Raw genomic sequence first — 22,793 nt, 5'->3', positions numbered from 1 at the left:
TCCCTTCTTTCCTTTTTATGCTAGTATATAACATTCTTTTAAAAAAATCTGTTATTTTTAATTTATTTTATGCACTTTCCATTCCAATCACTTTACAGTATACTACTGGAAAGAAAGGTGGCTGTTTGATGAAAGTAGTTCATACAAAAGATACGATGAGTGCGATTTATCTTGATGCTGTAAGTATCAGAAACCAAGTTTTCGTTGGCGAGCAAGGGGTTCCTCCAGAACGAGAAATCGATCAAGACGAGGCATACTGTATCCATTTCGTTCTTTATTCAGATGAACAGGAGGCAAAAGGGACCGTACGGCTACTCCCACTTGAAAATGGTCAGATAAAAGTACAGCGTATGGCGATCCTTGCCCAATACCGTCAACAAGGACTTGGTCAAATACTCATCAGAGAAGCGGAAGATTTCGCAAAAAAACAAGGATTTGATACGGTAAAATTAGGCGCTCAATTGTCAGCTATCCCGTTTTATGAAAAACTCGATTATCATCCATATGGCGAGATCTTTGAAGATGCTGGCATTCAACACGTCAATATGAAAAAGACTTTATGACGCACTCAAGTAAAAACAGTAAGCAAAATGAAGATTACTTCATTTGCTTACTGTTTTCGTTTACTTTTGCGACAATTGCTTGTAACGGTCATACCAAATATCAATATAGCCTTCTGAGAAAGGGCCATCTCCATTATTGATCCAGTCAACCAAAATCTTCACGTTCTCTTTTAAAATGAAGTCAATATCACTTGGATAATTCATCATTTGACTATGCATCTCATATTCATCGACATCTAACAAGCGCTTCTCGCCATCAGGAAAAACCTTGATATCTAAGTCATAATCAATATATTTTAATGCTTCCTCATCTAATAAAAAAGGTGAAGCCAGATTACAATAATAGGAAACCCCCTTTTCTCTAATCATTGCTATTACATTGAACCAGTATTTTTTATGAAAATATACAATCGCTGGTTCTCGCGTCACCCAGCGTCGGCCATCAGACTCTGTTACAAGAGTATGATCGTTGACACCGATCATTGAGTGTTCGCTTGTTTTCAATACCATAGTATCACGCCACGTTCGATGCAATTTGCCGTCGTGTTTATAACTTTGGATCGTTACAAACTCTCCTTCTTTTGGAACTCCCATCGCAATCCTTCCTTAGCAACATTTTGTGCTTTGTGTTGGGGTGTTCATTACACCGACATCGTAATTATTATAGCAATAAAAATCATCTTTGCCTAGAAAGGATTACTATTGTTTCGATTTTTATCGAGCTGCTGGACTAGCTTCATTTGCACTTTTGGAAAAACCACTTCTTCAAACGAGGTTGGGAGCAACCACTGTGTTTGTTTTCCGCTCTCTGACAAGTCTTCTTCGTTCTTAGGTAACCGACCGTAAAATAGTAAAACATGCCATTTCAAATGACTGAAGATATGCGTCACTTCGCCTAAGTGGCGCTTTTGCCACACGACTTTATCAGCTTGGACAAAAGGCAAGGCTGAAGTTTCTTCAGCCACTAGAGCTTCATCGAACAAACTGATTTCATTCATCGCTTGCCATTTTGTCTGAAGTTTTTCATATTCTTCTTTCGTCACTTCTACCATTGGAAATGTCCACATATCAGCAAGTAATTTTTGTTGGTCTCTCCGTTCAAAATAATACGCGCCTGCAGAATTTTCGATTGCTGCACAAATATAGTAAACATCTCGCGGTTTCGCTTTTTTCGTCTTGACAGGAAAAGCAGTTTGGACTCCTTTTTCCTTTGCTAAACAGAATGCTTGGATCGGGCATTCTTCACATTTCGGAGAAGTTGGGGTACAGATTGCTGATCCTAGATCCATCATCGCTTGATTGAATTCACCTGGATGTTTTTCGTCAATGATTTTTCTCATTGCTTGATCAAACACTTTCCGGCTCGATGCCTTCGCAATATCTTCTTCAATACAGAACAAGCGACTCACGACACGCATCACATTCCCATCGATCGCTGGTTCAGGTAAATCAAAAGCAATACTCGCGATCGCTCCTGTCGTATATGGGCCAATCCCTTTCAATGTACTGATTTCTTCCGGCGTTTGCGGCATTTTTCCGTCAAAGTCTTCCATGATCTGTTTGGCAGCGGCTTGAATATTTCTTGCCCGAGAATAATAACCTAAGCCTTCCCAAGCTTTCAATAGTTTCTCTTCTGGTGCTTGCGCCAATGCTTCAATGGTGGGGAACCATTCCATAAAGCGGTAAAAATAATCAATAACTGTATCGACTCGAGTTTGTTGCAACATGATTTCTGATATCCAAATACGATAAGGATCTTGATTGTATCGCCAAGGCAGATTCCTTTTCTCAAGTTCATACCATTCGATGAACCGTTCTTGAAATTCTTTTGTTTTTTCTGAAGACCAGTTTTCCCATTCTCTACTCACTTGCTTCTTCTTCCTTTTCTAAAATAAAGCGTTGGATCATCTCAAAATCAAATCCTTTTTGATAGAGACTCTGCTTTACTTTCATCTTTCTTTTTTGAGGTTCAAAACGGCTATTCTTACGCCAGATTTTCTCCCCTTGTTGCACTAAGCGCTCGTACTCAGTATCTGGATCCGTTTCTTGCGGCAATGTTTGCATGGCTTCTTGGATCACATCATTGGTAAACCCTTTTGTCATCAATTTCTGTTGGATATTCCGTAATAAATCTTTTTGACTCTTTGCACGGTTTTTTTCGTAAGTCTTTTCCGCTGTTTGTCGGGCATTTTCTACCTGTTCTTCAAATGGGTACTGGCTTAATGACTGTTCGATCACTTCTGGCGAGAGCCCTTTTTGTTGCATTTGCTGTGCTAATTTTTTCGGTCCTTTATCACTCAAACGCATATTCGTTCGCACGTAACTTTCACCAAAAGTTAAATCATTTACTAAACCTAGTTCTTTTAATTTTTCAACGATCTTATGTCGATCTTCTTGCCCGACCTCTTTATCTTTTAAATAGATCCGAATCTCTTTTTCTGTTCGGAGTTGGTAACTCAAATAATTCAATGCTTGTTGTAAACCAAAATCATACCCTGTACTTTTTTTGATTTCTGCTAATTTATCTTTTGTTAATTCTTGCCCTTTTAATAAACGATAGCGTACTAAAATATCTTCTGAGACTTGTAGTACTTCGCCATCCGATAGATCAACTTGATAAAAAGGCCCTTTGCCTTTACTGATTCTTGTGATAGAAAGCAACTTATCCCTCCTCGAACATATATTCCTATCATAACATAGAAAATCCCCAACTTTCGCTATAATATGGTAGAATATAGCCACATAATGATAAAAAGGGAGATACCTATGCCAGAAGCAATTGTTAAAAACGGCCAAACGATCACATTAAAAATCAAACGTTTAGGGATCAACGGAGAAGGAATCGGCTATTTTAAACGCATGATCGTCTTTGTTCCGTATGCCCTTCCGAAAGAAGAAGTCGTAGTAAAAATCACTAAAGCAACTCCTCGCTACGCAGAAGGACAATTGGTCAAAGTCAAAAAAACGAGTACTGACCGCGTGACTGCTCCGTGTCCAGTCTACTATGAATGTGGCGGTTGCCAATTGCAGCATTTAGCGTACCATGCACAACTCGATTTCAAAAAAGATTTGCTTTTACAGTCCTTAGAAAAATTCAAACCCGCCGGCTATCGTGATTATCCATTGCTACCGACGATCGGAATGGACGATCCTTGGCGTTATCGTAATAAAGCGCAATTCCAATTAAGAAAAAATAAACAAACAGACAAAATCGAAGCTGGACTTTATCAGGCAAATTCGCATCACTTGGTGGCGATCACTGACTGTTTAGTTCAAGAACCTGCAACGCAAAAAGTGATGAATACAGTCGTTGATTTGTTGAACAAGTACGACTTACCGATCTATGACGAACGCGCTGATAGTGGCATTTTCCGTACGATCATGGTCCGAGTTGGGGTCCAGACTGGAGAACTGCAAGTGGTCTTTATTACTAGAAGTCAAAAATTCCCACAAAAAAATGCGCTGATTCGTGAAATCAATCAACAACTACCTGAAGTCGTTTCGATCATGCAAAACGTCCAACCTTTGAAGACCTCCCTTGTGATGGGCGACGAAACGAAGCATCTTTGGGGGAAAGAAGCAATCGAAGAACGGATCAATGAAGTAACATTTGATCTTTCACCTCGTGCATTTTTCCAGTTGAATCCTCAACAAACTGAAGTTTTATATGGTGAAGGAATCAAAGCTTTGGCTATCCAACCTGAAGAAACGATCGTAGATGCTTATTGTGGCGTGGGAACAATCGGTTTGAGTGTGGCAAACAAAGCAAAAGAAGTTCGCGGAATGGATACGATCCCCCAAGCCATCGCAGATGCTCAAAAAAATGCAGAACGCCTAGGTTACCACAATACGCGCTACGAAGTAGGAACTGCAGAAGAGCTATTACCCAAGTGGTTGAATGAAGGATTTCGACCGGATGGGATCATTGTTGATCCACCACGTACTGGCTTGGACGAGCAGTTGATCCACGCAATTTTAAAAAACCCTCCGCAGAAATTAGTTTATATTTCATGTAATGTTTCGACTTTGGCGAGAGACCTCGTCCAATTAGCGAAGGTATTCCAAGTAGAGTATTTACAATCCGTCGACATGTTCCCGCAGACTGCTCGTTGTGAAGTCGTCGTGAAATTAACAAAAAAATAAGCAACCCCCTCAATTTATAAAAATAAGCATTTTCCTCTATAAAATAGGATAAAACTATTTCAGAGGAAAATGCTTATTTTTTTGTATCAAATTATTTCCGATCATGCCTTATTTCATTTGCTTTTTACGTTTCAATAAAGTAAACAATGTTTGCACTTGGCCTTTGAAAGACATCACGTCATCAAAGATATCTTCGCCATCATTCAACATTTTTACTGTGATCCAACCGAGGGATTCCGTGATCGTACTAGCAACGGTTGCATTGATCGCAGCCCCGGCCACTGTTCCCACCGCCGGGATGACTTTGATGATATTGCCTACTGCACTTCTTCCAAGACTAACAACGATCAATTCTTTTGATACGCTTTTACCTAAAGATTCCGACCACGATTGCCCGAACAACTTGTGGAGACGTCCCATCATCGTCAACTGGACAGGTACAAGTAAGAAAGCATCCGAAAAAGGAATCGGCGAACAACCGATGATCGCCGCAGTCAATGATGCTGCATGGATCGTCGCATGACATTTTTTCCGTAATGGTTCGTCTACTCCTTTTAAAAACTCTTCAAATAGACGATCAAATTGTGTTTTGCTTTTTGCTAATGTTTGTTCTGCTCGGCTTTTTGATGAATCAAAACTCCGTAAAATAATTGCAGATGTTTTTTGAGGAAGTCTTTTCATCGTCTCTGCAAAAAAAGAAGCAAATTCTTTCTCTTCCTCAGGTGTTTGCTCGAATGTTTCTTCCAATTTTGGTTCTTCATTTTTGATTACAGCGTCCTCAATCACGTCTTTGTTTTTCTTAGATTTTCGTAAAAATTTTTTCATTTGATTTCCTCCGTGATCCGTCCATTTTTGTTATCCTTACTTCTATCATACAATACAAGCGAGGCTTAGCCAAAAAATGAGATCATGAACGGAAAAATAAACACCAATGAAGCGAAAACGAATAGTCTCTTCATTGGTGTTCTTTTATATGATCAGTTAAAAAGGTTTCTCTTTAAGTATTGCCTATTGGACGTTGACATCGATAACTTGATAGAATGCATTTGTTGTATCTGAAATATTCCAAACAGCTAAAATCACGTTGTAGCCTTTTCTGTCTTGAGGCACAGTGATTGTTTGGTTCACTGTTTTTGGTGGAATCGTTGCTTTATCATCGATTTTTGCAATCAATTCAAAATCGCTGAATTTCAATGGTTGATTTGGATTCCAACCTGATTTCGTCATATAGTAGTCCCAAGTACTCGTACGGTGTTGTGCAGTCAAGTTCCAAGTGATATTCAATGAACCAGGATTGATTACACTTTTATGCCAGCGCGTTGCTGTTTGTTCATCCAAAGGTTCAAATCCACTGACACCAGCACTAGCGATTTTACCATCGATAAATGTATTTTTAGTCGCTTCAATACTTTGTGGTTCCCATTGCGCACGACCAACGTTCTGATTTAAATTTCCTGCAGCAGCTGTACCAAAATAAGCACGACTACCTGGAGATGTTACATAACCATGTGCGTAACCCGATGTTCCGAAACCAAACAAACCTAACATAACAATACCAACAAACATCATAACACTAAACTTTTTCATAATTGAACCTCCTCTTTTTGATAGGTTCATTGTAAACGTTTTCTAAATATAAAACAAACGTTATGCTTTTATAATTTTGTTCGACTGAATACAAATTCCAAATACATTAAAAAAGATTGTTTTATCAACGTTTTCTTAGTAATTTAACTCGCATTAATTAAAAGTACACCTGTTCTATAATTAATATTTTCTTAATATTTAAAATAAAATATGTTTTTTCAAAAAAAATAGAAGAGCACTTCATGCACTCTTCTATCTTATTCATCTATTTAAATAATAACTTGAATCTTGATCAAAAATCCGAGCGATTAGTAAAAATTATAAAATATCATCATTTTTATCTATAGAGTAATATGAAATTTATCTATTAGTTAGTTACAAGTTTCCAGGGGCCATAAGGTCCTGATTCACTTGGGATATCATTTTGTGTCCAATATCTTGCTTCATAAATCAATCCTTCGTATGTAACACGTTCCCCACCTAAGTAAATCGTTGTAGGATCCCAAGTTGGAAGAGTTGATTCAGATTCTTCAAGTGTTGTAAAAGTATAGGTTGCTGCATCTGAAAGATTTCCAGAACGATCTTCCGCGATGACTTCCACTGTATATGTCGTATTACTCTTTAATTTTTCAAATGTATGAGAAACAGCCATTGTTGTCGCTGCAACTGTTTCGCCTGCGCCTGTCAATTTTAGGTTATAGCGAGCGATGCGATCATTGTCTGTTGATGCTGTCCAATTGATACGTGCGCGTTGTGTTGTAATAAAATCTGAGCTCAGATTTGTTGGTGTTGATGGTTTTTGCGTATCTTCCGGCATTTCGGAATTATCTGTGAATCTTTGACCAACCGTTAAGAACTCATATTGATTTTTCACTTGTCCTTGCCCGCCGTCTACTTTTGCATCACGGTTCATTGACCAGTAAGAAACCATGCCGATTTTACGTTCTTTTGCATGTTGTACGACTAGATTGAACATGTCTGTTGTAAAGTAAGGATGTTGTTCATTCTCAAATCCGACAGAAGGTGTTGTACCTAACTTGGCATATGCTTGCTCATCAGTCAATGTTTTACCAGCATACTGCTTGTAATGATTTTTCAGTTGGACCATTGTATTATCGACTGCATCTAATGAACCTTGTGCATAATCTGGAACGCTAGATCCATAGCACATCGTCATGATATTAACATTTGTTAAATCCACGCCTGCTTCTAAATATGCTTGTAATACAGCTAAGCCGGTTGAAATCAAACCTGTCGGCATAACTGGCAGTGTCAGAGTAACATCAACACCAGTCGCATCTTGAAGACGTTTTACTGCTTTTGCATTTGCTAGATTCTCGTGATATCCCATTGCTGCTGCTTCTACATCAAAATCGATGCGTGTAAAACCATACCCTTGGATCACTTCCATGTAGGCATCATAAAGCATGTCTTCATCTTGCGTTACTTCCCAGAATGCACCGGAATTCAATCCACCGAATGATACCGCAGCATCTCCGCCTACTTCTCTTAATTCACGGATCGATTGTTTGATTCCTTCGTATTGCCATTGATCGCTGTCACTTTCACTTAATCCAGCAAAACTTCCCCAAGCCCAATCAACTTTACCATTTTTGATTCCTCTTGCTTGCATAAATCCTAGATTAAAGAAACGTTGACCGGTTTCTCTTGCGATCGCCGCCATATTCAAGGCACCCTTATTCGATAGCTCTGCATCTGAAGTGTAAGCAGTGATATCCACGAACGGTGCGACAACTTGTTCTGGCCACTCGATTCCTTGCCCTACACCAAAATCAGGTGTTGCGCGAATTGTTTGTTCTGTTGCTGCCCCTTGCTCTTCATTCAAAAATAAAGGTGCAACTAGCAAACTACATAAAGCTGCTCCAGCTAATACTCTTTTTAACCCTTTTTTCTTCATCTTTTTCAAACTCTCCCCATTCAACTAATTCATTTCCCTATTTTTCGTAATCGATTACAAAATCCATGATATCAGACAGACAATAATAATATAACATTTTATAAAAGAAATTAGAGTTATTTAATCGTTTTCTTTTCTTTTTTTAGTCAAGTTGGTAAATTTAAAATCCAATGTACGGTATTGCAACAACGCTAATATATCAACGTTTAAACCATTTTTAAAAGGGAATCAAGAATCGTTCAAGTCTACTACCTAGCAAAATGGTTGCTATATTAGCTAAAAATAAAATAACTTAAAAAATACACAAGCATTAATAGGTGTTGTTATAAAATGTTGTGGTAAACTGTTTAAAGAAAGGAGTTTATCTTATGACATACACTATGAATCGATTAAAAGATTATCGTTTATGGGTTTGTATTATCGGAATCGTAGCCTTAGGTTTCTTATCTGGTATCCTTAGTGGTAACCCAGGAAGCTATTATTACTCATTACAACTCCCAGCTTTTGCACCACCTAGTTGGATTTTTGGCCCAATGTGGACAGTCCTCTATGTTTTAATTGGTATTTCATTGTACTTCATTTTAAATACACAAAATCAGAAACATCGTACTAGACTACTCTGGCTCTTTACTATCCAACTCATCTTCAACCTTTTGTGGTCGGCTATATTCTTCAATCTTGAAAATACTTTGATTTCTGCTATCGATATCACTTTATTGATGATTTTCTTAACCGCTTTGCTGTATCATTTATGGTTGCACAACCGCGCAGCAATGTGGTTGACGATCCCTTATTATTTATGGGTATTTTTCGCATCCATCTTGAATTACGCGATTTTTATTTTGAATTAATAGAGAGATTTTAGCTGATAACAACTTATTCGCTTGAATCATTGAACGATGAAAAAAGCTACGTGAGCAATTCACGTAGCTTTTTGTTATTAACTATTATTTAATATTTTATCCAACCTGTTTCCAAGGACCGTATAACCCAGATTCACTTGGAATATTGTTTTGTGTCCAATATTGTGCTTCATAAACGATACCGTTATATGTCACTCGATTTCCTTGTACATAAACTTTATTCGCATCCCACGCGGCAATCTCATCGCCACCTTCTGGCGTTCCTGAAATCAATTCCCAAGGACCATACAAACCTGACTCACTTGGAATATTGTTTTGTGTCCAATATTTGGCACGGTATAATGCACCTTTATAAGAAACAACATCACCGCTTAGGTAAACTTTTGTCGCTTCCCATGCAGGAGCCTCTCCTGGTTCTCCCGGCTCGCCAGGATCTACTACATCCGCTAAAGTTGTAAATGCTACTTTTGCCGTATCTGAAATATTTCCAGAACGATCTTCTGCATTGATTTCTACAGTATATTCTGTATCATCTTTTAAGTTTGTGAATGCGTATGAAAGAGAAGTAGTTGTGACATTGATCGTTTGTCCATTCCCTAATAATCTCAAGTTATATTTTGCTACACGGTCATTGCTTGTAATACAGATAAACCAGTTGAGATCAAACCAGTTGGCATTACTGGCAATGTCAATGTAACTTGAACACCTGTTGTATCTTGTAGACGTTTGACCGCTTTTGCATTCACTAAGTTTTCTGAATAACCCATCGCACCTGCTTCAACGTCAAAATCAACACGGGTAAAGCCATAGCCTTGGATCACTTCCATATACGCATCATACAGCATATCTTCGTCATGACTGACTTCCCAGAAAGCACCAGTGTTCAATCCACCAAATGAAACTGCAGCATCTCCACCAATTTCTCTTAATTCACGGATCGTTTTCTTGATTCCTTCATATTGCCATTGATCGCTGTCGTTTTCACTTAATCCGGCAAATCCACCCCACGCCCAATCGATCTTGCCATTTTTGATTCCTTTTGCTTGCATGAAGCCTAAATTAAAGAATTTTTGTCCTGTTTCCTGTGCGATTGCTGCTAGATTCAACGCGCCATTGTTCGATAGGTCTGTACCTGAAGTGTAGGCAGTCATATCGACAAACGGTGCAACGACTTGCTCTGGCCATTCGATTCCTTGACCTACGCCAAAATCAGGTGTTGCTTTAAGTGTTTGTTCTGTGGCTGCACTTTGTTGTTCATTCAAAAACAACGGTGCAACGAGCAGACTACATAATGCAGCTCCAGCTAGTAATTTTTTTAGACGAATATTTCTTTTCATTAGTATGTATTTCCCCCATCAACATTTTTCTTGTGCTATGTACTTCTCTTGCACATCGATATCATAACAAATTAAAAATAAAAATATAACATTTTTTTATAAGAATTAACGTTTTTTAATTTAAGAATAAAAATTCTGAAAAACAGTTCAAGTCTCTATTATGATTAAAACCAGAGACAAAATCGAATTGAGTGCTGATAAATAGGCAAAAACGTGAAAAAAAAATATCTACTAAATATATCGAATATTTTTTTATTTTAAAAACAATAATTTTAAAGGATTATAAATAACGATTTAATAACGTAAAAAATAAAAAAATATCGGAATTTAAAGGAAATTTCCTCTAAGTTCCGATATCGATTTATTTGATTCACGCTGTTGGTCACAAAGCTTTGTTAATAACCATTACCTGTCCAAGTCTCTGTGTTTTGATCGTTTTGTTGTCCACTGTATGGATCATAGTACTGTTGGTTATATTGATTTGGGTCATAATACTGAGAGGTGTCTTCTGAGTATGTTGATTGCTGACCATACGTATCAGTGCCGTATTGATTAGTGTCTTGTGAATAAACAGATCCATCTCCAGTTGTGCTGTCGGCAGTGGTATCTCCTTCAACATTTTCTGAGTCATCATAAAACATCATATAGGCATTATCGTTTTTCAAATTAGGTAACGTATCACTTGGCTCGATCTCTAATTGTTTCTTCAGTTGATTTTGGATCGATAGCAAATCATTTTGACCTAAGATTTGATAGTATACATCATTGATCGTCGCGTCTTTTCCTTTTAGTTGGTCTTGTTTGATCGTCTTGAAAGCGTCGGTATAATTCGTTGCAATGTCAAGCATATCATCCCAATCTAAATCGGTCGTCACATTGTTTCCAGCTGCATCTAAAAGTTTGCGGTAGTTACTTACACCATCCAAGCTGACTACTTTGTTGACGATTTTTGTCACTACTTCTCGTTGACGTGCTTGTCGGCCAATATCGCCTTCCGGATCCTCATGACGCATTCTTGCATAAGCCAAGCCAGTTTCACCATCAACTGTTTGCTTGCCTTCTGGTACATGGACACCATCTAACGTAAAGTCGATCTTATTGTCGATTTCGATCCCGCCTACTGCATCGATCAAATCTTTCATCCCATCCAGATTGATCGTGACGTAATGGTCAATAGGAATATCGAGTAATTGTTCGATCGAATCCATTGCCATCTCGACGCCACCAAATGCATAAGCGTGATTCAACTTATCGACTGTCCCGTAACCGACAATGTTCGTATAGATATCTCGGTCCAAACTAATGATCGTTGATTTTTTTTGTTGTGGATTGACGGTCACGACCATCATCGTATCGGATCGACCTTGCTCCGTACGACCAAGCCCTCCTGTGTCTAATCCTAATAATAATACTGAAAAAGGTTCCTGGTCATCGATACTCACTCGATCCGTCCGTTTTGCTGATACACGGTCAGATTGTTTTGAGATTCGATTGACTGTCTGGCTTGCCTCTCCCATAAACTTGATCCCATACGCTGAAACTCCACCGATGAGTAGTACGATAATTCCTAATAAAGTCAATATCACTTTTTGCCACCGCTTCATAATACACCTCTGTCATACATATTCTTAACTATTCTCTCATACACCCAATCATTCAGCAATTCACCCACTAAATCCTAATAAAAGTTTAAAAAGTAGTGTTTATCTTCGTGATTTATATGTATTTTTTGTAAAATTCTTAATTATCATACCATAGGGCGCTCTTTCAGAAAAGAAAGAATACTATTCTTTTTATACGTTTTATTGGATTTTTATGATTTTTTACTAAATAAATAAACGACGAAAGTTTTTTTCTGAAGTTTATTGAATTCATTCAACCAAGCTTCATCAATGAAAAAAACGGAGAGTAGCGAAAATGGAATAACCTTTTTCGACTTCTCCGTCTTTTTAAGAATTCTTAAAAGTGGCTATTAGTGAAAAGTTAGCTTGACTAACTTCCTTGCTTTATTCTTACTTTCGTCTTTGCTCACGCCATTTCTTTGAAAGAAAAACGACGAATATACTTATCGATTTCATGGAAATCACTTCCTGTGACAGATCCCTTTGCCAAGACTAAACTATCATTTGTCAATTGTTGTTGGATACTTTGTGTCAACTCAGGTAACGTTTCAAACCACTGGTAGTTTTGCTTATGTTTACTTTGTTCGTTGAATAATTCTCTGAAATGTTCCCCATAGCCAAAAACATGATCTGCTGGTACATCTGTTAGTTCTTCCATCACTTGTTGATGAATACTTGCAGAAGTATTCCCCAGATCAGCGATCTGTCCCAAAACTAAGATCGACTTTCCTTCATAAAACGGGCGAACTGCTTTAAAGTATTCGATTGCATTTTTCATAGAAGGTAACGAGGCATTGTGCGTATCATCAATAAAAGTGAAAGTTGGTTCATTCGAATAAAAGCTTTTTTCTAAAACCTTAGGTAGTGGTCTGAATGTCTCAAAAGCAGAAATATAAGCCGAAACATCCCCCTTGATTTTCCAAATCGCAATCAGCGTCGCCAATGCATTGGAAATCATACCGGATGAAGGAACGCTCAAGCGGATCTTGATTTTTTGATCAAAGAAATGGACACCTACTTCACAATATTCTTTCTTCTGTTCAATCGATGACACATGTACCACTCTACTAGTGTCATACAATGAATAAGTCAAAATATCCGTCGTTTTCTTTTCAGCCGCTTGAACTAGGATGGCTAATTCTTCTGCACCCATATCAGTATTGATGATCGCTGTTCCGTTCTCTTTTAATCCGTCAAAAATTTTAGACTTATAATAAGCCACATTATTGGTTGTTTTTAACGAACTGAGATGGGCTTCTCCTATAGAGGTAACGATTGCTATATCAGGTTGTATCAAATCAGACATTGAACCAGTATCGTAGGTATTGAGCGCATTGAGCGATACTTCTAAATTCAGTAAATCAAAATCACCGACTAGCTGACCTAAATAAAGAGGAATCGCAAATCTCACATTGTGATTGCCCCGATTTTCTAGAACTTTTTCCTCTTTGAACGCATGGGTAATCATCATTCGTGTGGATGTTTTCCCAGCTGAACCAGTAATCGCAATCACCGGTTTTTTAAAGTTTTGACGCATCTTATTAGCAAACTCCAATAAGAAACGCCAACTATCTTTTACAATAAACTGCGGTGTGGTCACAGAAGGGTCTTCAATCGGATGTTCCGTGACGATCAAAGCAAACTGATTTTCTTTTCCTTTGATTTGATCATTTCCATCTGCCCATTTGACTGGACGCATCTGATTGATATATTGTCGGCGCTCATTTGTTATACATACAAACATCGTTTTAGAATAATCCTTCATACGTTTTAAATGTCCTGAAAAATATTCAAGTTGATTGACCTCTTGATCTAGCTCAGTATATTCTTCGAAATATGAACCCTCGATTTCACTAAGCAATTGTTTGATCGTATTCATCTTTCCACCTACTTCGTTCACCATTTTCCACGCTTGGGTCTTGCCTGGTTCACATATCTTTTTGCTTTTTGATCGATCCGCTTAGGTGAGTCATCTGCATCAACTTCCCAAGGGTAAAGTCCTTCTTCATTTTTCTCATATTGGCTTAAATCCGTTTCGAATGAGTCTGCTTGATGATGTTTCTTCTTTTTTAAACGATAACCTAAATAAGAAATCCCAATCAACGCCAGTGCAGCAAAACGAATAAATGCGACCATTGTATTCCCTCCTAATCTTTATAATGACTACGATAGTTGATCAAGCCAGATAAAAAATGCTCTGCATCATCTATTCGCATACGGAAGCGATCGTGTCTTGCAAAAAAACCATAATCGATAGTCGCAGGTTTTTTAAAGAAAACAGCAAATTCCGGAAACATGACCCCCGTTTTTATTTCATGAGACACACGCTTTTTCATGACTGTATCAATTCTTTCTTTGACTTCTAAAAAGTCTGTTGGTGTCTTGAACAGTTCATTTTTAAATTCACTTTTTTCCAGTTTTTTCATCATTTTAGAAGCTGCAACGAGTAATTCCAACATCGTCGGATAGGCGGTGTCACGTTGCTCAATAAAGTCGATATTCACAAGGGCATTTTTGATCCCAAAACGATAATACGTGATTTTTTCTTTGTGCTTCAACATCTCGTTGGTTGCGTAACTCAACCAATGATCGTGATATTTTTGATAGTTTTCAGTAACAAAATGTTCCATTAAGATTTCGCATGTCTCGAAAATAGCTTGTTCATTTAAAATCTCATAGGCCCTTAGTAACGAGAATAACGCCTCTCCATCATAATAGATGATACGGAAACGTTCTTTGATTGCTAGGTCTTTATCTAGAACATGGATCGTTTGATTATCTTTTGTAATAAATTTTTGAGAAATCGTACGAACAAGTTGCTTCAAATACGTTTCGAAAGAATCATCTTTAGAAACTTGGATATACTTTGCGATTGCTAGTATCGCAGTTGCCTGAGCGCCTAATTTGTATTCGACTTCTTTTCCTAGGAAATCTTTGATCAAAAAATAACCTTGTTCATTGATTGTGAGTTGCTTGATTCCCCAAATAAGACCTGCTTTTGCCTCTAGCAACATTTCCTCATCTGAGAAATATTCAGCCGATTCAACCAATGCATACAATGATGAAAAATGTCTAACTGAGTTATAGCCTTTGATTGGTTGATCATAGCAAGGATAATAGCCGTAGATGAATTGTCCAGTATCCATCAATTGTTTTTTCAAATACTCGCTTCCTTTAGCTATAACTAAATCAGTCATCTCGTTCAATGTTTCTTCCGTGATCGTTCGCACACGATTTCCATTTCCATAATCTTCAAGAGGAATGATTTGATCATTTTCGATATAATAAGCTTTAGTTTTAAATAGATAGACATTTGAACGCTCTAAGTAACTTAGATCCGACTCCTCGCGATTATATTTTCGCTTGACATAACCTCGATAGTTCTGTGGATCAATGTGGAGATTCGGATGATTCTTTCCAACGATATGTTTATTATCCGGTTTGATAACAGCGTTTCCTACTAATTCTTCTTTTAAAAAAGAACGTTTTCTTATCCCATCAAATCGTAAATTAAAGTCGATATAATTATTGCGTTTTATTTTTTTCAATTGTTGTTGAAGTAATTCAAAGGTGATTTTTTCTTCTTCCGTAACAAGATCTACCCTTAGATAGGCATTATTATCCCATCGATTCGTTTGATAAGCAGTTAGAAGATTATTCCACAGCTGAGAGACACTTTTCCCATAAAACTCCATCGTTTTTCCACGTTCTTTATTCTCACCAGTAGTAATGATGGCAATTTTTCTTTCTGTTTCCATTTCAGTCGTATCCAAAATATCTTTTAACATCGAGAGTCTACTACGTGTTTGTACTAGCACTTTATCACCCCTATAAGAAATAGCTATGACAACCAGACAATACTCTGATTGCCATAGCTTATTTCTAACTCATGGTAGTTATTCTTTTTCTTTGTTTTTTCTAGATTTCCAGATACCAAGCCCTGAAAGCATCGCTGTGATTGCGCCTAACCAAGATGTTGCGATAGACGAATGCTCGGCTGTTTTAGGATACATTTTTGGAGTCATTTGTCCGGCATTTGTTCTATTTCCATTAGTAGACATTCCAGAAGGATACGTTCCTGATCCACGAGTTCCAGATAAGATTCCGTTTGGATCACTATCAGAACCATTTCCTGGATCACCCCAACTTCCATAACCAGGACCATTGCCGTTTCCACCTGAACCGCCTATACCACCTGCGCCACCTGTACCGCCTGTGCCACCTAAACCGCCTGCACCACCACTTTGTCCATCAATACCGCCCACACCAGGATCGCCATCGGCGTCGGCATCAGCATCAGCATCAGCATCAGCGTCGGCATCGGCGTCAGCATCGGCATCAGCATCAGCATCGGCATCGGCATCAGCATCCGCGTCGGCGTCAGCATCCGCATCAGTATCAGCATCGGCATCGGCATCCGCATCGGCATCAGCGTCGGCGTCAGCATCCGCATCAGCATCAGCATCGGCATCGGCATCAGCGTCGGCATCGGCATCGGCGTCAGCATCGGCGTCAGCATCAGCATCGGCATCGGCATCCGCATCGGCATCGGCATCGGCATCAGCGTCCGCATCGGCGTCGGCATCCGCATCAGCATCCGCATCGGCATCCGCATCGGCATCCGCATCGGCATCAGCGTCGGCATCGGCGTCGGCATCCGCATCCGCATCGGCGTCGGCATCCGCATCGGCATCCGCATCGGCATCAGCGTCGGCATCGGCGTCAGCATCAGCATCCGCATCGGCGTCGGCATCGGCATCCGCGTCAGCATCGGCATCGGCGTCGGCATCGGCATCGGCATCAGCGTCTGCATCAGCATCAGCGTCGGCATCAGCATCAGCATCAGCGTCTGCATCCGCATCAGCGTCGGCATCAGCGTCGGCATCAGCATCCGCGTCGGCGTCGGCATCGGCGTCAGCGTCGGCGTCAGCATCCGCATCAGCATCGGCATCCGCATCGGCATCCGCATCGGCATCCGCATCGGCATCGGCGTCCGCATCGGCATCTGCATCCGCATCAGCGTCTGCATCAGCATCGGCATCGGCGTCGGCATCAGCATCTGCATCCGCATCAGCGTCGGCATCTGCATCCGCATCGGCATCAGCGTCCGCATCCGCATCAGCGTCGGCATCCGCATCAGCGTCGGCATCTGCATCCGCATCGGCATCGGCGTCGGCATCGGCATCAGCGTCTGCATCAGCATCAGCATCGGCATCAGCGTCGGCATCGGCATCGGCATCAGCATCGGCGTCAGCATCCGCATCGGCGTCCGCATCGGCATCCGCGTCGGCATCGGCATCAGCATCGGCATCGGCATCAGCGTCTGCATCAGCATCAGCGTCCGCATCCGCATCAGCATCGGCATCAGCATCGGCATCGGCATCAGCGTCTGCATCAGCATCAGCGTCCGCATCCGCATCAGCATCGGCATCCGCGTCAGCGTCGGCATCCGCGTCGGCGTCAGCATCCGCATCCGCGTCGGCGTCGGCATCTGCATCGGCATCTGCATCGGCATCAGCATCAGCATCAGCGTCAGCGTCAGCGTCGGCGTCAGCATCCGCGTCAGCATCAGCATCGGCATCAGCATCAGCATCCGCGTCGGCATCGGCATCCGCGTCAGCATCGGCATCAGCGTCGGCATCAGCATCCGCATCAGCATCCGCATCAGCGTCAGCGTCCGCATCGGCATCAGCATCGGCGTCCGCATCAGCATCGGCGTCGGCATCGGCATCAGCGTCGGCATCGGCATCGGCGTCAGCATCCGCGTCGGCGTCGGCATCCGCGTCGGCTTCTTCATCGTCAGGGATAATTGCAGCTGTCGGTAAACTTGGATTATCAGCTTGGTCATAAGCAATTAACTGAATATCATCTAATGGAGCTACATCTTCTTGAGAAATTGGTATCGTAAAGTTTCCAGTTGCATCTGCTTGACCTTCAGCAATCAAATTTCCAGCATCGTCATAGATCCTAACTGTTGCATTCGGATCAGCCATCCCTGTCACTTCATACCCATCCGTCGAATTACCTGTGACCTCAACGTTGTACGGTGCAGTTACCTCTGCTGCCTGATAAAAAACAGGAGTATAGCCGTCAGTATTTGAAGCAACATTAATATTCAATAAATCAGATTTTACGACTGTTCCTACAAATCCTGCTTCATATGGCACAGAAAGATCTACACCCGCAGCGGTAAGGTCCGCGTATGAAGGGTCTTGGATCGTTGTTGGGATAATCACCGTTGTTCCGCCTAAGATACTTGCATCTGCGACTGATCCAATCAAGGAAGAGCCAACATTCACTAATGGAAGAAGTGCAGCATAAGCAACATTAAATACTGGTTTTACTGTAGCAGCTAGTGCTGTATTGATCGTCGTAGCAGCTACTCTTGCCAAAATACCACCATTATTAGGAGTGGCTTGCAATGCTTGGACGGCGCTGTTCAAATCAGTTAAGATCTTACTTAAATTCTCTCTGATTATCGTTTCTAATGCGCCATCAAGTTCACCATAAATATACTCATCACCTTGCATCTGCAATGGTATTTGTACTTCAGCAGATGTCAGTGTACTTAGATTTTGCAATAAGTTTAATTGTTGATAAACTTGAGCCAAATTCACACTAGCTAACGGATTTGCATTTACCAACGTTCCAATTGTCTGGATCAATGGTGTAACTGCGCCATTCACTGCATTGAGCAATGGAGCTAATTCATCTGTAGGCAATAAAATATCTGTCCGGACGGTTGCATTCCCGTTTGGCGCAACCAACCCTTGCATTTCTTCAGGAATTGCTAATACTGCCCGTCGATTCCCATTTAAGAGACTAACATTGATCCCATTATCACCAGATATCGTAAAATTCACATTTCTTGTTGCCCCTTCAAGAGTATATGGGGCTGTTGTTGTCGTTCCACTTGAGTTCGTTGTAGTTAAATTATTAAATAATTGTCCACTGATAATATCGGCATGCACTTGGTGACTACCGATCGTAAATAACGGAGTGGTGACCGAAATAGGAGTAAGACCTAACATCATTCCGGCAGCAATCGATGTACCAACCAAAATGGATTTTTTAGAACGAGACTTTGCTCGTGCTTTTTGATCCATCGTCTTTCTATAGTCCCTCTTCATCCTTATTCCTCCTAGAGCAGATTCGCGTATCCATTTTCTCCCCCACAGATTAAATCAACACAAAATATGCTTTCTAATGAAACACTCCCTCAAATAATTTTTATCAAAAGACGCCTTTTTCAATCATTTCTGTATTTACAACTTAAGTTATTTTGAATTTTAGCAACCGATAAATAAGAAATCTATTATTAAGCTCTTATAGAAATTTAAATAACTAGAAAATCAAAAAAAATTTTCTCAACAAAAATAAATCAAGTTATATTTTGCATAAAATTTCATTTTTTCGATTGATTATTTTATACTATTCTATAAATAAATATTAAATAATTTTGTTTATTTAATTGGCGAAATTATCTAAAAAAGTAAATTTAAAATAACTAAAATAATAAATAAAAACCCTTTCCATTAACCATAAACGATATATAAAATAATAAATTATTATTTATTTTTGTATTTCAACCAATCAAATAGCAATATTTTTTGATTGATTGATTACCTATTCTATTAACATATGAGGTGGGAAATAATTTGAAAATTTATAGATTATTGGAAAAAAATATTAAAACCCAACTAAAAATTTTATGTAGAATGTACCAGTCGGAAACTAGCTGCTCTATAGAAGAACTCGCACTTTTTGCAAAATCTGACAAACGTTCCGTCAACAATTACTGTATTCGCATTAGCGAACTCTCAGAAAATAAATGTATTCAGAAACAAAAGAACAACTATCAGTTCATTGGCAACGAGAAAGATTATCGCCGTCTGAAAGTAGCGATCATTGAAAGCTCATCGATTTTTCAAATCATTAAAGCCGTTTGTCTCAACTCTTCGATCAATTTAAGTGAGTATTCTGCAAGATATCAACTAAGTGAATCGTTTCTAAGAAAACAAATCGGCGAGATCAATTTACTAATCAAAAAATATGATCTCCAACTCAAAACAAAAAGAGGGGAAATCTTTATTTCAGGAACCGAGGACGCCACTCGGTATATGATCTACACGCTTTTGTGGGAAGTATACCAAGGAATCGACTGGCCTTTTTCAACGATTAACTTTGACGATGTGTTTTATGTTATGGAGAATTGTTTTAAGCTTGTAAAACAAAAATTGAACAAAATCAAACTGATCGAATGGTGTTTTATTTTAGCAATTAATTTATGCCGCTATTCTCAAGGAAATACGATCGATAAGGACCGGCTTCCTGCTTTTTCAGAGGAGTTATGGAAAAAATTCAATGATGAAATAAAAGATCTCAAATACTTATATTCCGTTCTAGATCTTCCAGAAGAGGAATTAAAATTCCTATTTTTATGGGCTCAAACGCGTCCTTCATTTTATCTTAGGAATGAAATCCTTTTACTTGCTATAAAAATACATTCGAAACATGAAACCCCTATCAAAGAATATCAAGATCATTTTTATAAAATTCTATCAGCTATAGGGTTAAGTCCTCATAAAATCAATCAAAAAAGAAGCTTGCTAAATGCCACTTTGATTGCCAATGGGATCAATGATTATTTCTTTCACCCTAAGTCTAGTAAGAAAAAAGAAGTAACAACTTCTGTTCAGCAAAACTATCCGCTATTTTACGATAAAGTTTCTCAGATGTTGTCAGAGTTAAAGAGTGAGAAACCCTCCCTTCAATGGGTACAGCTTTGGAATCTGTTCGAAGCATTATTTATTGTGATTCCACCTACGTTTTTTGATAAAGAAATAAAAATACTTTTGGAAACAGACTTACCTCTAAGTATTGAGCTTATGTATATGAATGCCTTACAAGAACAATTGAAACTTTATTTGAAAGTTTTATTCATAAATGATCTTTTGCTACAACCTGATTTGATTATCCGGACAAATGATGAAACAGTTCAATTGACGATACTCGAAGAAGATATACCTTCAATTACTTTGACTAATACATCGACGATCCAAGTCGATCATAAACTGATTGAACAAATCAAAAGCATGTTTTACCAAAAATGACCTATTTCATGTTTCCTGTAGCAATCGAACTACTTTTTCTCATCCCGGGAAAAAGAGTACAAAAAAAGAAGATAGAACATCGTTCTATCTTCTGAAATGACTATAGTACATATAGCCTTTTCTTCAACAAATTCTTATAATTTAGATACTTCAGCAGCTTGAGGACCGCGCGCACCTTCAACGATAGAGAATTCTACTTCTTGGCCTTCTTCTAAGCTCTTGAAGCCATCGCCTTGGATTGCTGAGAAATGTACGAATACATCGTCTCCGCCGTCTACTGTAATAAACCCAAATCCTTTTTCATTGTTGAACCATTTTACTGTTCCGTGTTCCATAGATATATAGCCTCCAAAAAAGTTCTTGCAAGTAACCTTGCAAAAACATTATACCGAATTTAGAAAACGCTCGCAAGCATTGCCCCGTTAATTTTCTAAATTCGATCATAAAGGAAAGAGGCTGTTTTATCCTGCAAAATGTTTGTTTACTTCATCCCAATTTACAACATTCCAGAAAGCTTCAATGTAGTCTGGGCGTACATTTTTGTATTTCAAGTAGTAAGCATGTTCCCATACATCTAAACCTAAGACAGGTTTTTTACCTTCCATTAAAGGAGAATCTTGATTCGCAGTAGAAGTGATTGCAAGTTTGCCATCTTCAAGTACTAACCAAGCCCAACCAGAACCGAAACGTCCTGCTGCTGCTTTCTTGAATTCTTCTTTAAATGTAGCAAAATCTCCGAATGCTTCGTCGATTGCATCTTTGATTGCTCCTGTTGGCTCGCCGCCAGCATTTGGTGCCATGATTTTCCAGAAGAATGAATGGTTTGCATGTCCACCACCATTATTACGTACCGCAGTTTTGATATCTGAAGGGATCGCATCCATGTCAGAAACCAGTTCTTCCACAGTTTTTTCACCTAGTTCAGGATATTTTTCAATCGCTGCATTTAAGTTTGTCACATAAGTATTGTGATGTTTGTCATGATGCAAATGCATCGTTTCTTCATCGATATATGGTTCCAATGCATCAAATGCATAAGGTAGATCTGGTAATGTGTAAGTCATAAAAAATTCCTCCTCAAATTTGTTACATATCTTTACATTAAAAGAGTAACAAAGTGAGGGGAATTCTTCAATTGTTATGCCTAGTCTTCTAACTTTTTGTTAGTTTCTATTGGCTCTTCGATAATTTCTGTCTTGTTAAAAATAAATAATTTGCTAAAGATATAATTTGCCAATACGACTAATACTTGCGTAATGATCTTAGCCACATAGTCATTCATATCCAATCCTTTGATCATCAAGATCATCGCACCCATATCAAGGCCATATGAAACGATGCGATAAAAAACAAACTTTGCAAACTCAATAAAAAAATGCGTATAACTCGGTGATTTTGATTGGAATACCCAAATCTTGTTTGTGACAAAAGCAAATAATACTGAACAGATCCATGAGATCGTATTTGATACTGGCATAGATAAATGGAAGAGTTGCTGCACGATTGCGTAACTGACAAAGTTGACAACTGTCGCTAATCCACCAAAAAATAGATAGATAAAAACTTCCCAATATCCTTTACTTTCTAAATAGCTTTTAAACTGAACATAAACCTTCATTTTCCTACCTACCTTACATATCATTCTTT

General features: G+C 39.1%; 20 protein-coding genes and 1 pseudogene. 4 read left to right on the top strand and 17 right to left on the bottom strand.

The genetic code is table 11. The features are described 5' to 3' along the window. Nucleotides 1–128: 128 nt before the first annotated feature. A complete protein-coding gene (locus DOK79_RS10750) occupies nt 129–563 on the top strand; it encodes a GNAT family N-acetyltransferase (RefSeq protein WP_206859479.1) in 435 nt (144 codons plus the stop codon). Nucleotides 564–623: 60 nt separating this feature from the next. On the opposite strand, the gene DOK79_RS10745 is transcribed toward DOK79_RS10750, so the two are convergent. The 3 genes from DOK79_RS10745 to recX form a co-directional block, all read right to left on the bottom strand. Further along, the gene (locus tag DOK79_RS10745; protein ID WP_206859481.1) at nt 624–1,157 is read right to left on the bottom strand and encodes a nucleoside tri-diphosphate phosphatase; all 534 of its coding nucleotides are present in this window, start codon (nt 1,155–1,157) and stop codon (nt 624–626) included. Between the two features lie 92 nt (nt 1,158–1,249). Further along, entirely contained in the window at nt 1,250–2,431 is a 1,182-nt protein-coding gene (gene mutY, locus DOK79_RS10740; protein ID WP_206859483.1) for an A/G-specific adenine glycosylase, read from the bottom strand. Next, nucleotides 2,424–3,224, bottom strand: a complete 801-nt coding sequence (gene recX, locus DOK79_RS10735) for a recombination regulator RecX (protein WP_206859485.1) — start codon at nt 3,222–3,224, stop codon at nt 2,424–2,426. Before recX ends, mutY begins: the two co-directional genes overlap by 8 nt. A gap of 105 nt (nt 3,225–3,329) precedes the next feature. On the opposite strand from recX, the gene rlmD reads away from it, so the two are divergent. After that, on the top strand, nt 3,330–4,706 hold the full coding sequence (gene rlmD, locus DOK79_RS10730) for a 23S rRNA (uracil(1939)-C(5))-methyltransferase RlmD (RefSeq protein ID WP_206859487.1): 1,377 nt from the start codon (nt 3,330–3,332) through the stop codon (nt 4,704–4,706). Between the two features lie 108 nt (nt 4,707–4,814). On the opposite strand, the gene DOK79_RS10725 is transcribed toward rlmD, so the two are convergent. The 3 genes from DOK79_RS10725 to DOK79_RS10715 form a co-directional block, all read right to left on the bottom strand. Next, entirely contained in the window at nt 4,815–5,531 is a 717-nt protein-coding gene (locus DOK79_RS10725) for a YcjF family protein (RefSeq protein WP_206859489.1), read from the bottom strand. A 183-nt stretch (nt 5,532–5,714) separates the two neighbouring features. Beyond that, nucleotides 5,715–6,293 carry a lytic polysaccharide monooxygenase gene (locus DOK79_RS10720; protein WP_206859492.1) on the bottom strand — a complete coding sequence of 193 codons (579 nt, stop codon included), beginning with the start codon at nt 6,291–6,293 and terminating at the stop codon, nt 5,715–5,717. Between the two features lie 367 nt (nt 6,294–6,660). Then, nucleotides 6,661–8,211 carry a fibronectin type III domain-containing protein gene (locus DOK79_RS10715; RefSeq protein WP_206859500.1) on the bottom strand — a complete coding sequence of 517 codons (1,551 nt, stop codon included), beginning with the start codon at nt 8,209–8,211 and terminating at the stop codon, nt 6,661–6,663. A gap of 380 nt (nt 8,212–8,591) precedes the next feature. Here DOK79_RS10715 and DOK79_RS10710 point away from each other — a divergent pair, with 380 nt between their 5' ends. After that, a complete protein-coding gene (locus DOK79_RS10710) occupies nt 8,592–9,062 on the top strand; it encodes a TspO/MBR family protein (RefSeq protein WP_206859507.1) in 471 nt (156 codons plus the stop codon). Between the two features lie 108 nt (nt 9,063–9,170). Here DOK79_RS10710 and DOK79_RS10705 read toward each other — a convergent pair whose 3' ends face one another. The 8 genes and pseudogenes from DOK79_RS10705 to DOK79_RS15510 all read right to left on the bottom strand — a co-directional run. Then, nucleotides 9,171–9,716, bottom strand: coding sequence for a carbohydrate-binding protein (locus DOK79_RS10705; protein WP_422392101.1), 546 nt, complete (start codon nt 9,714–9,716; stop codon nt 9,171–9,173). Next, nucleotides 9,695–10,411, bottom strand: coding sequence for a hypothetical protein (locus tag DOK79_RS10700; RefSeq protein ID WP_242543365.1), 717 nt, complete (start codon nt 10,409–10,411; stop codon nt 9,695–9,697). Before DOK79_RS10700 ends, DOK79_RS10705 begins: the two co-directional genes overlap by 22 nt. 395 nt (nt 10,412–10,806) lie before the next feature. Further along, entirely contained in the window at nt 10,807–12,015 is a 1,209-nt protein-coding gene (locus DOK79_RS10695; protein ID WP_206859502.1) for an LCP family protein, read from the bottom strand. Between the two features lie 424 nt (nt 12,016–12,439). Further along, nucleotides 12,440–13,912: a Mur ligase family protein gene (locus DOK79_RS10690; protein ID WP_206859503.1), complete on the bottom strand. Its 1,473-nt coding sequence runs from the start codon at nt 13,910–13,912 to the stop codon at nt 12,440–12,442. A 17-nt stretch (nt 13,913–13,929) separates the two neighbouring features. Continuing rightward, on the bottom strand, nt 13,930–14,169 hold the full coding sequence (locus DOK79_RS10685) for a hypothetical protein (protein WP_206859504.1): 240 nt from the start codon (nt 14,167–14,169) through the stop codon (nt 13,930–13,932). Between the two features lie 11 nt (nt 14,170–14,180). After that, nucleotides 14,181–15,851, bottom strand: coding sequence for a hypothetical protein (locus DOK79_RS10680; protein ID WP_206859505.1), 1,671 nt, complete (start codon nt 15,849–15,851; stop codon nt 14,181–14,183). A gap of 78 nt (nt 15,852–15,929) precedes the next feature. Next, nucleotides 15,930–16,298, bottom strand: coding sequence for an LPXTG cell wall anchor domain-containing protein (locus DOK79_RS15515; protein WP_422392107.1), 369 nt, complete (start codon nt 16,296–16,298; stop codon nt 15,930–15,932). Nucleotides 16,299–17,312: 1,014 nt separating this feature from the next. Further along, a pseudogene (locus DOK79_RS15510) lies at nt 17,313–19,163 on the bottom strand (adhesive domain-containing protein); the annotation flags it as partial. Between the two features lie 528 nt (nt 19,164–19,691). On the opposite strand from DOK79_RS15510, the gene DOK79_RS10670 reads away from it, so the two are divergent. Then, nucleotides 19,692–21,146 carry a helix-turn-helix domain-containing protein gene (locus DOK79_RS10670; protein WP_206858320.1) on the top strand — a complete coding sequence of 485 codons (1,455 nt, stop codon included), beginning with the start codon at nt 19,692–19,694 and terminating at the stop codon, nt 21,144–21,146. A 134-nt stretch (nt 21,147–21,280) separates the two neighbouring features. On the opposite strand, the gene DOK79_RS10665 is transcribed toward DOK79_RS10670, so the two are convergent. From DOK79_RS10665 to DOK79_RS10655, 3 genes are all read right to left on the bottom strand, one after another. Then, on the bottom strand, nt 21,281–21,481 hold the full coding sequence (locus DOK79_RS10665; protein WP_010735910.1) for a cold-shock protein: 201 nt from the start codon (nt 21,479–21,481) through the stop codon (nt 21,281–21,283). Between the two features lie 126 nt (nt 21,482–21,607). Beyond that, nucleotides 21,608–22,210, bottom strand: coding sequence for a superoxide dismutase (locus DOK79_RS10660; protein WP_206858307.1), 603 nt, complete (start codon nt 22,208–22,210; stop codon nt 21,608–21,610). An 80-nt stretch (nt 22,211–22,290) separates the two neighbouring features. Beyond that, on the bottom strand, nt 22,291–22,764 hold the full coding sequence (locus DOK79_RS10655; RefSeq protein WP_206858305.1) for a GtrA family protein: 474 nt from the start codon (nt 22,762–22,764) through the stop codon (nt 22,291–22,293). Nucleotides 22,765–22,793 lie beyond the last annotated feature (29 nt).

Source organism: Enterococcus sp. DIV1094, assembly GCF_017316305.2.
Taxonomy (GTDB): domain Bacteria; phylum Bacillota; class Bacilli; order Lactobacillales; family Enterococcaceae; genus Enterococcus_B; species Enterococcus_B mangumiae.
The sequence above is the reverse complement of the archived record's forward strand: the minus strand, read 5'-3'. Positions and strand labels throughout refer to the sequence as shown.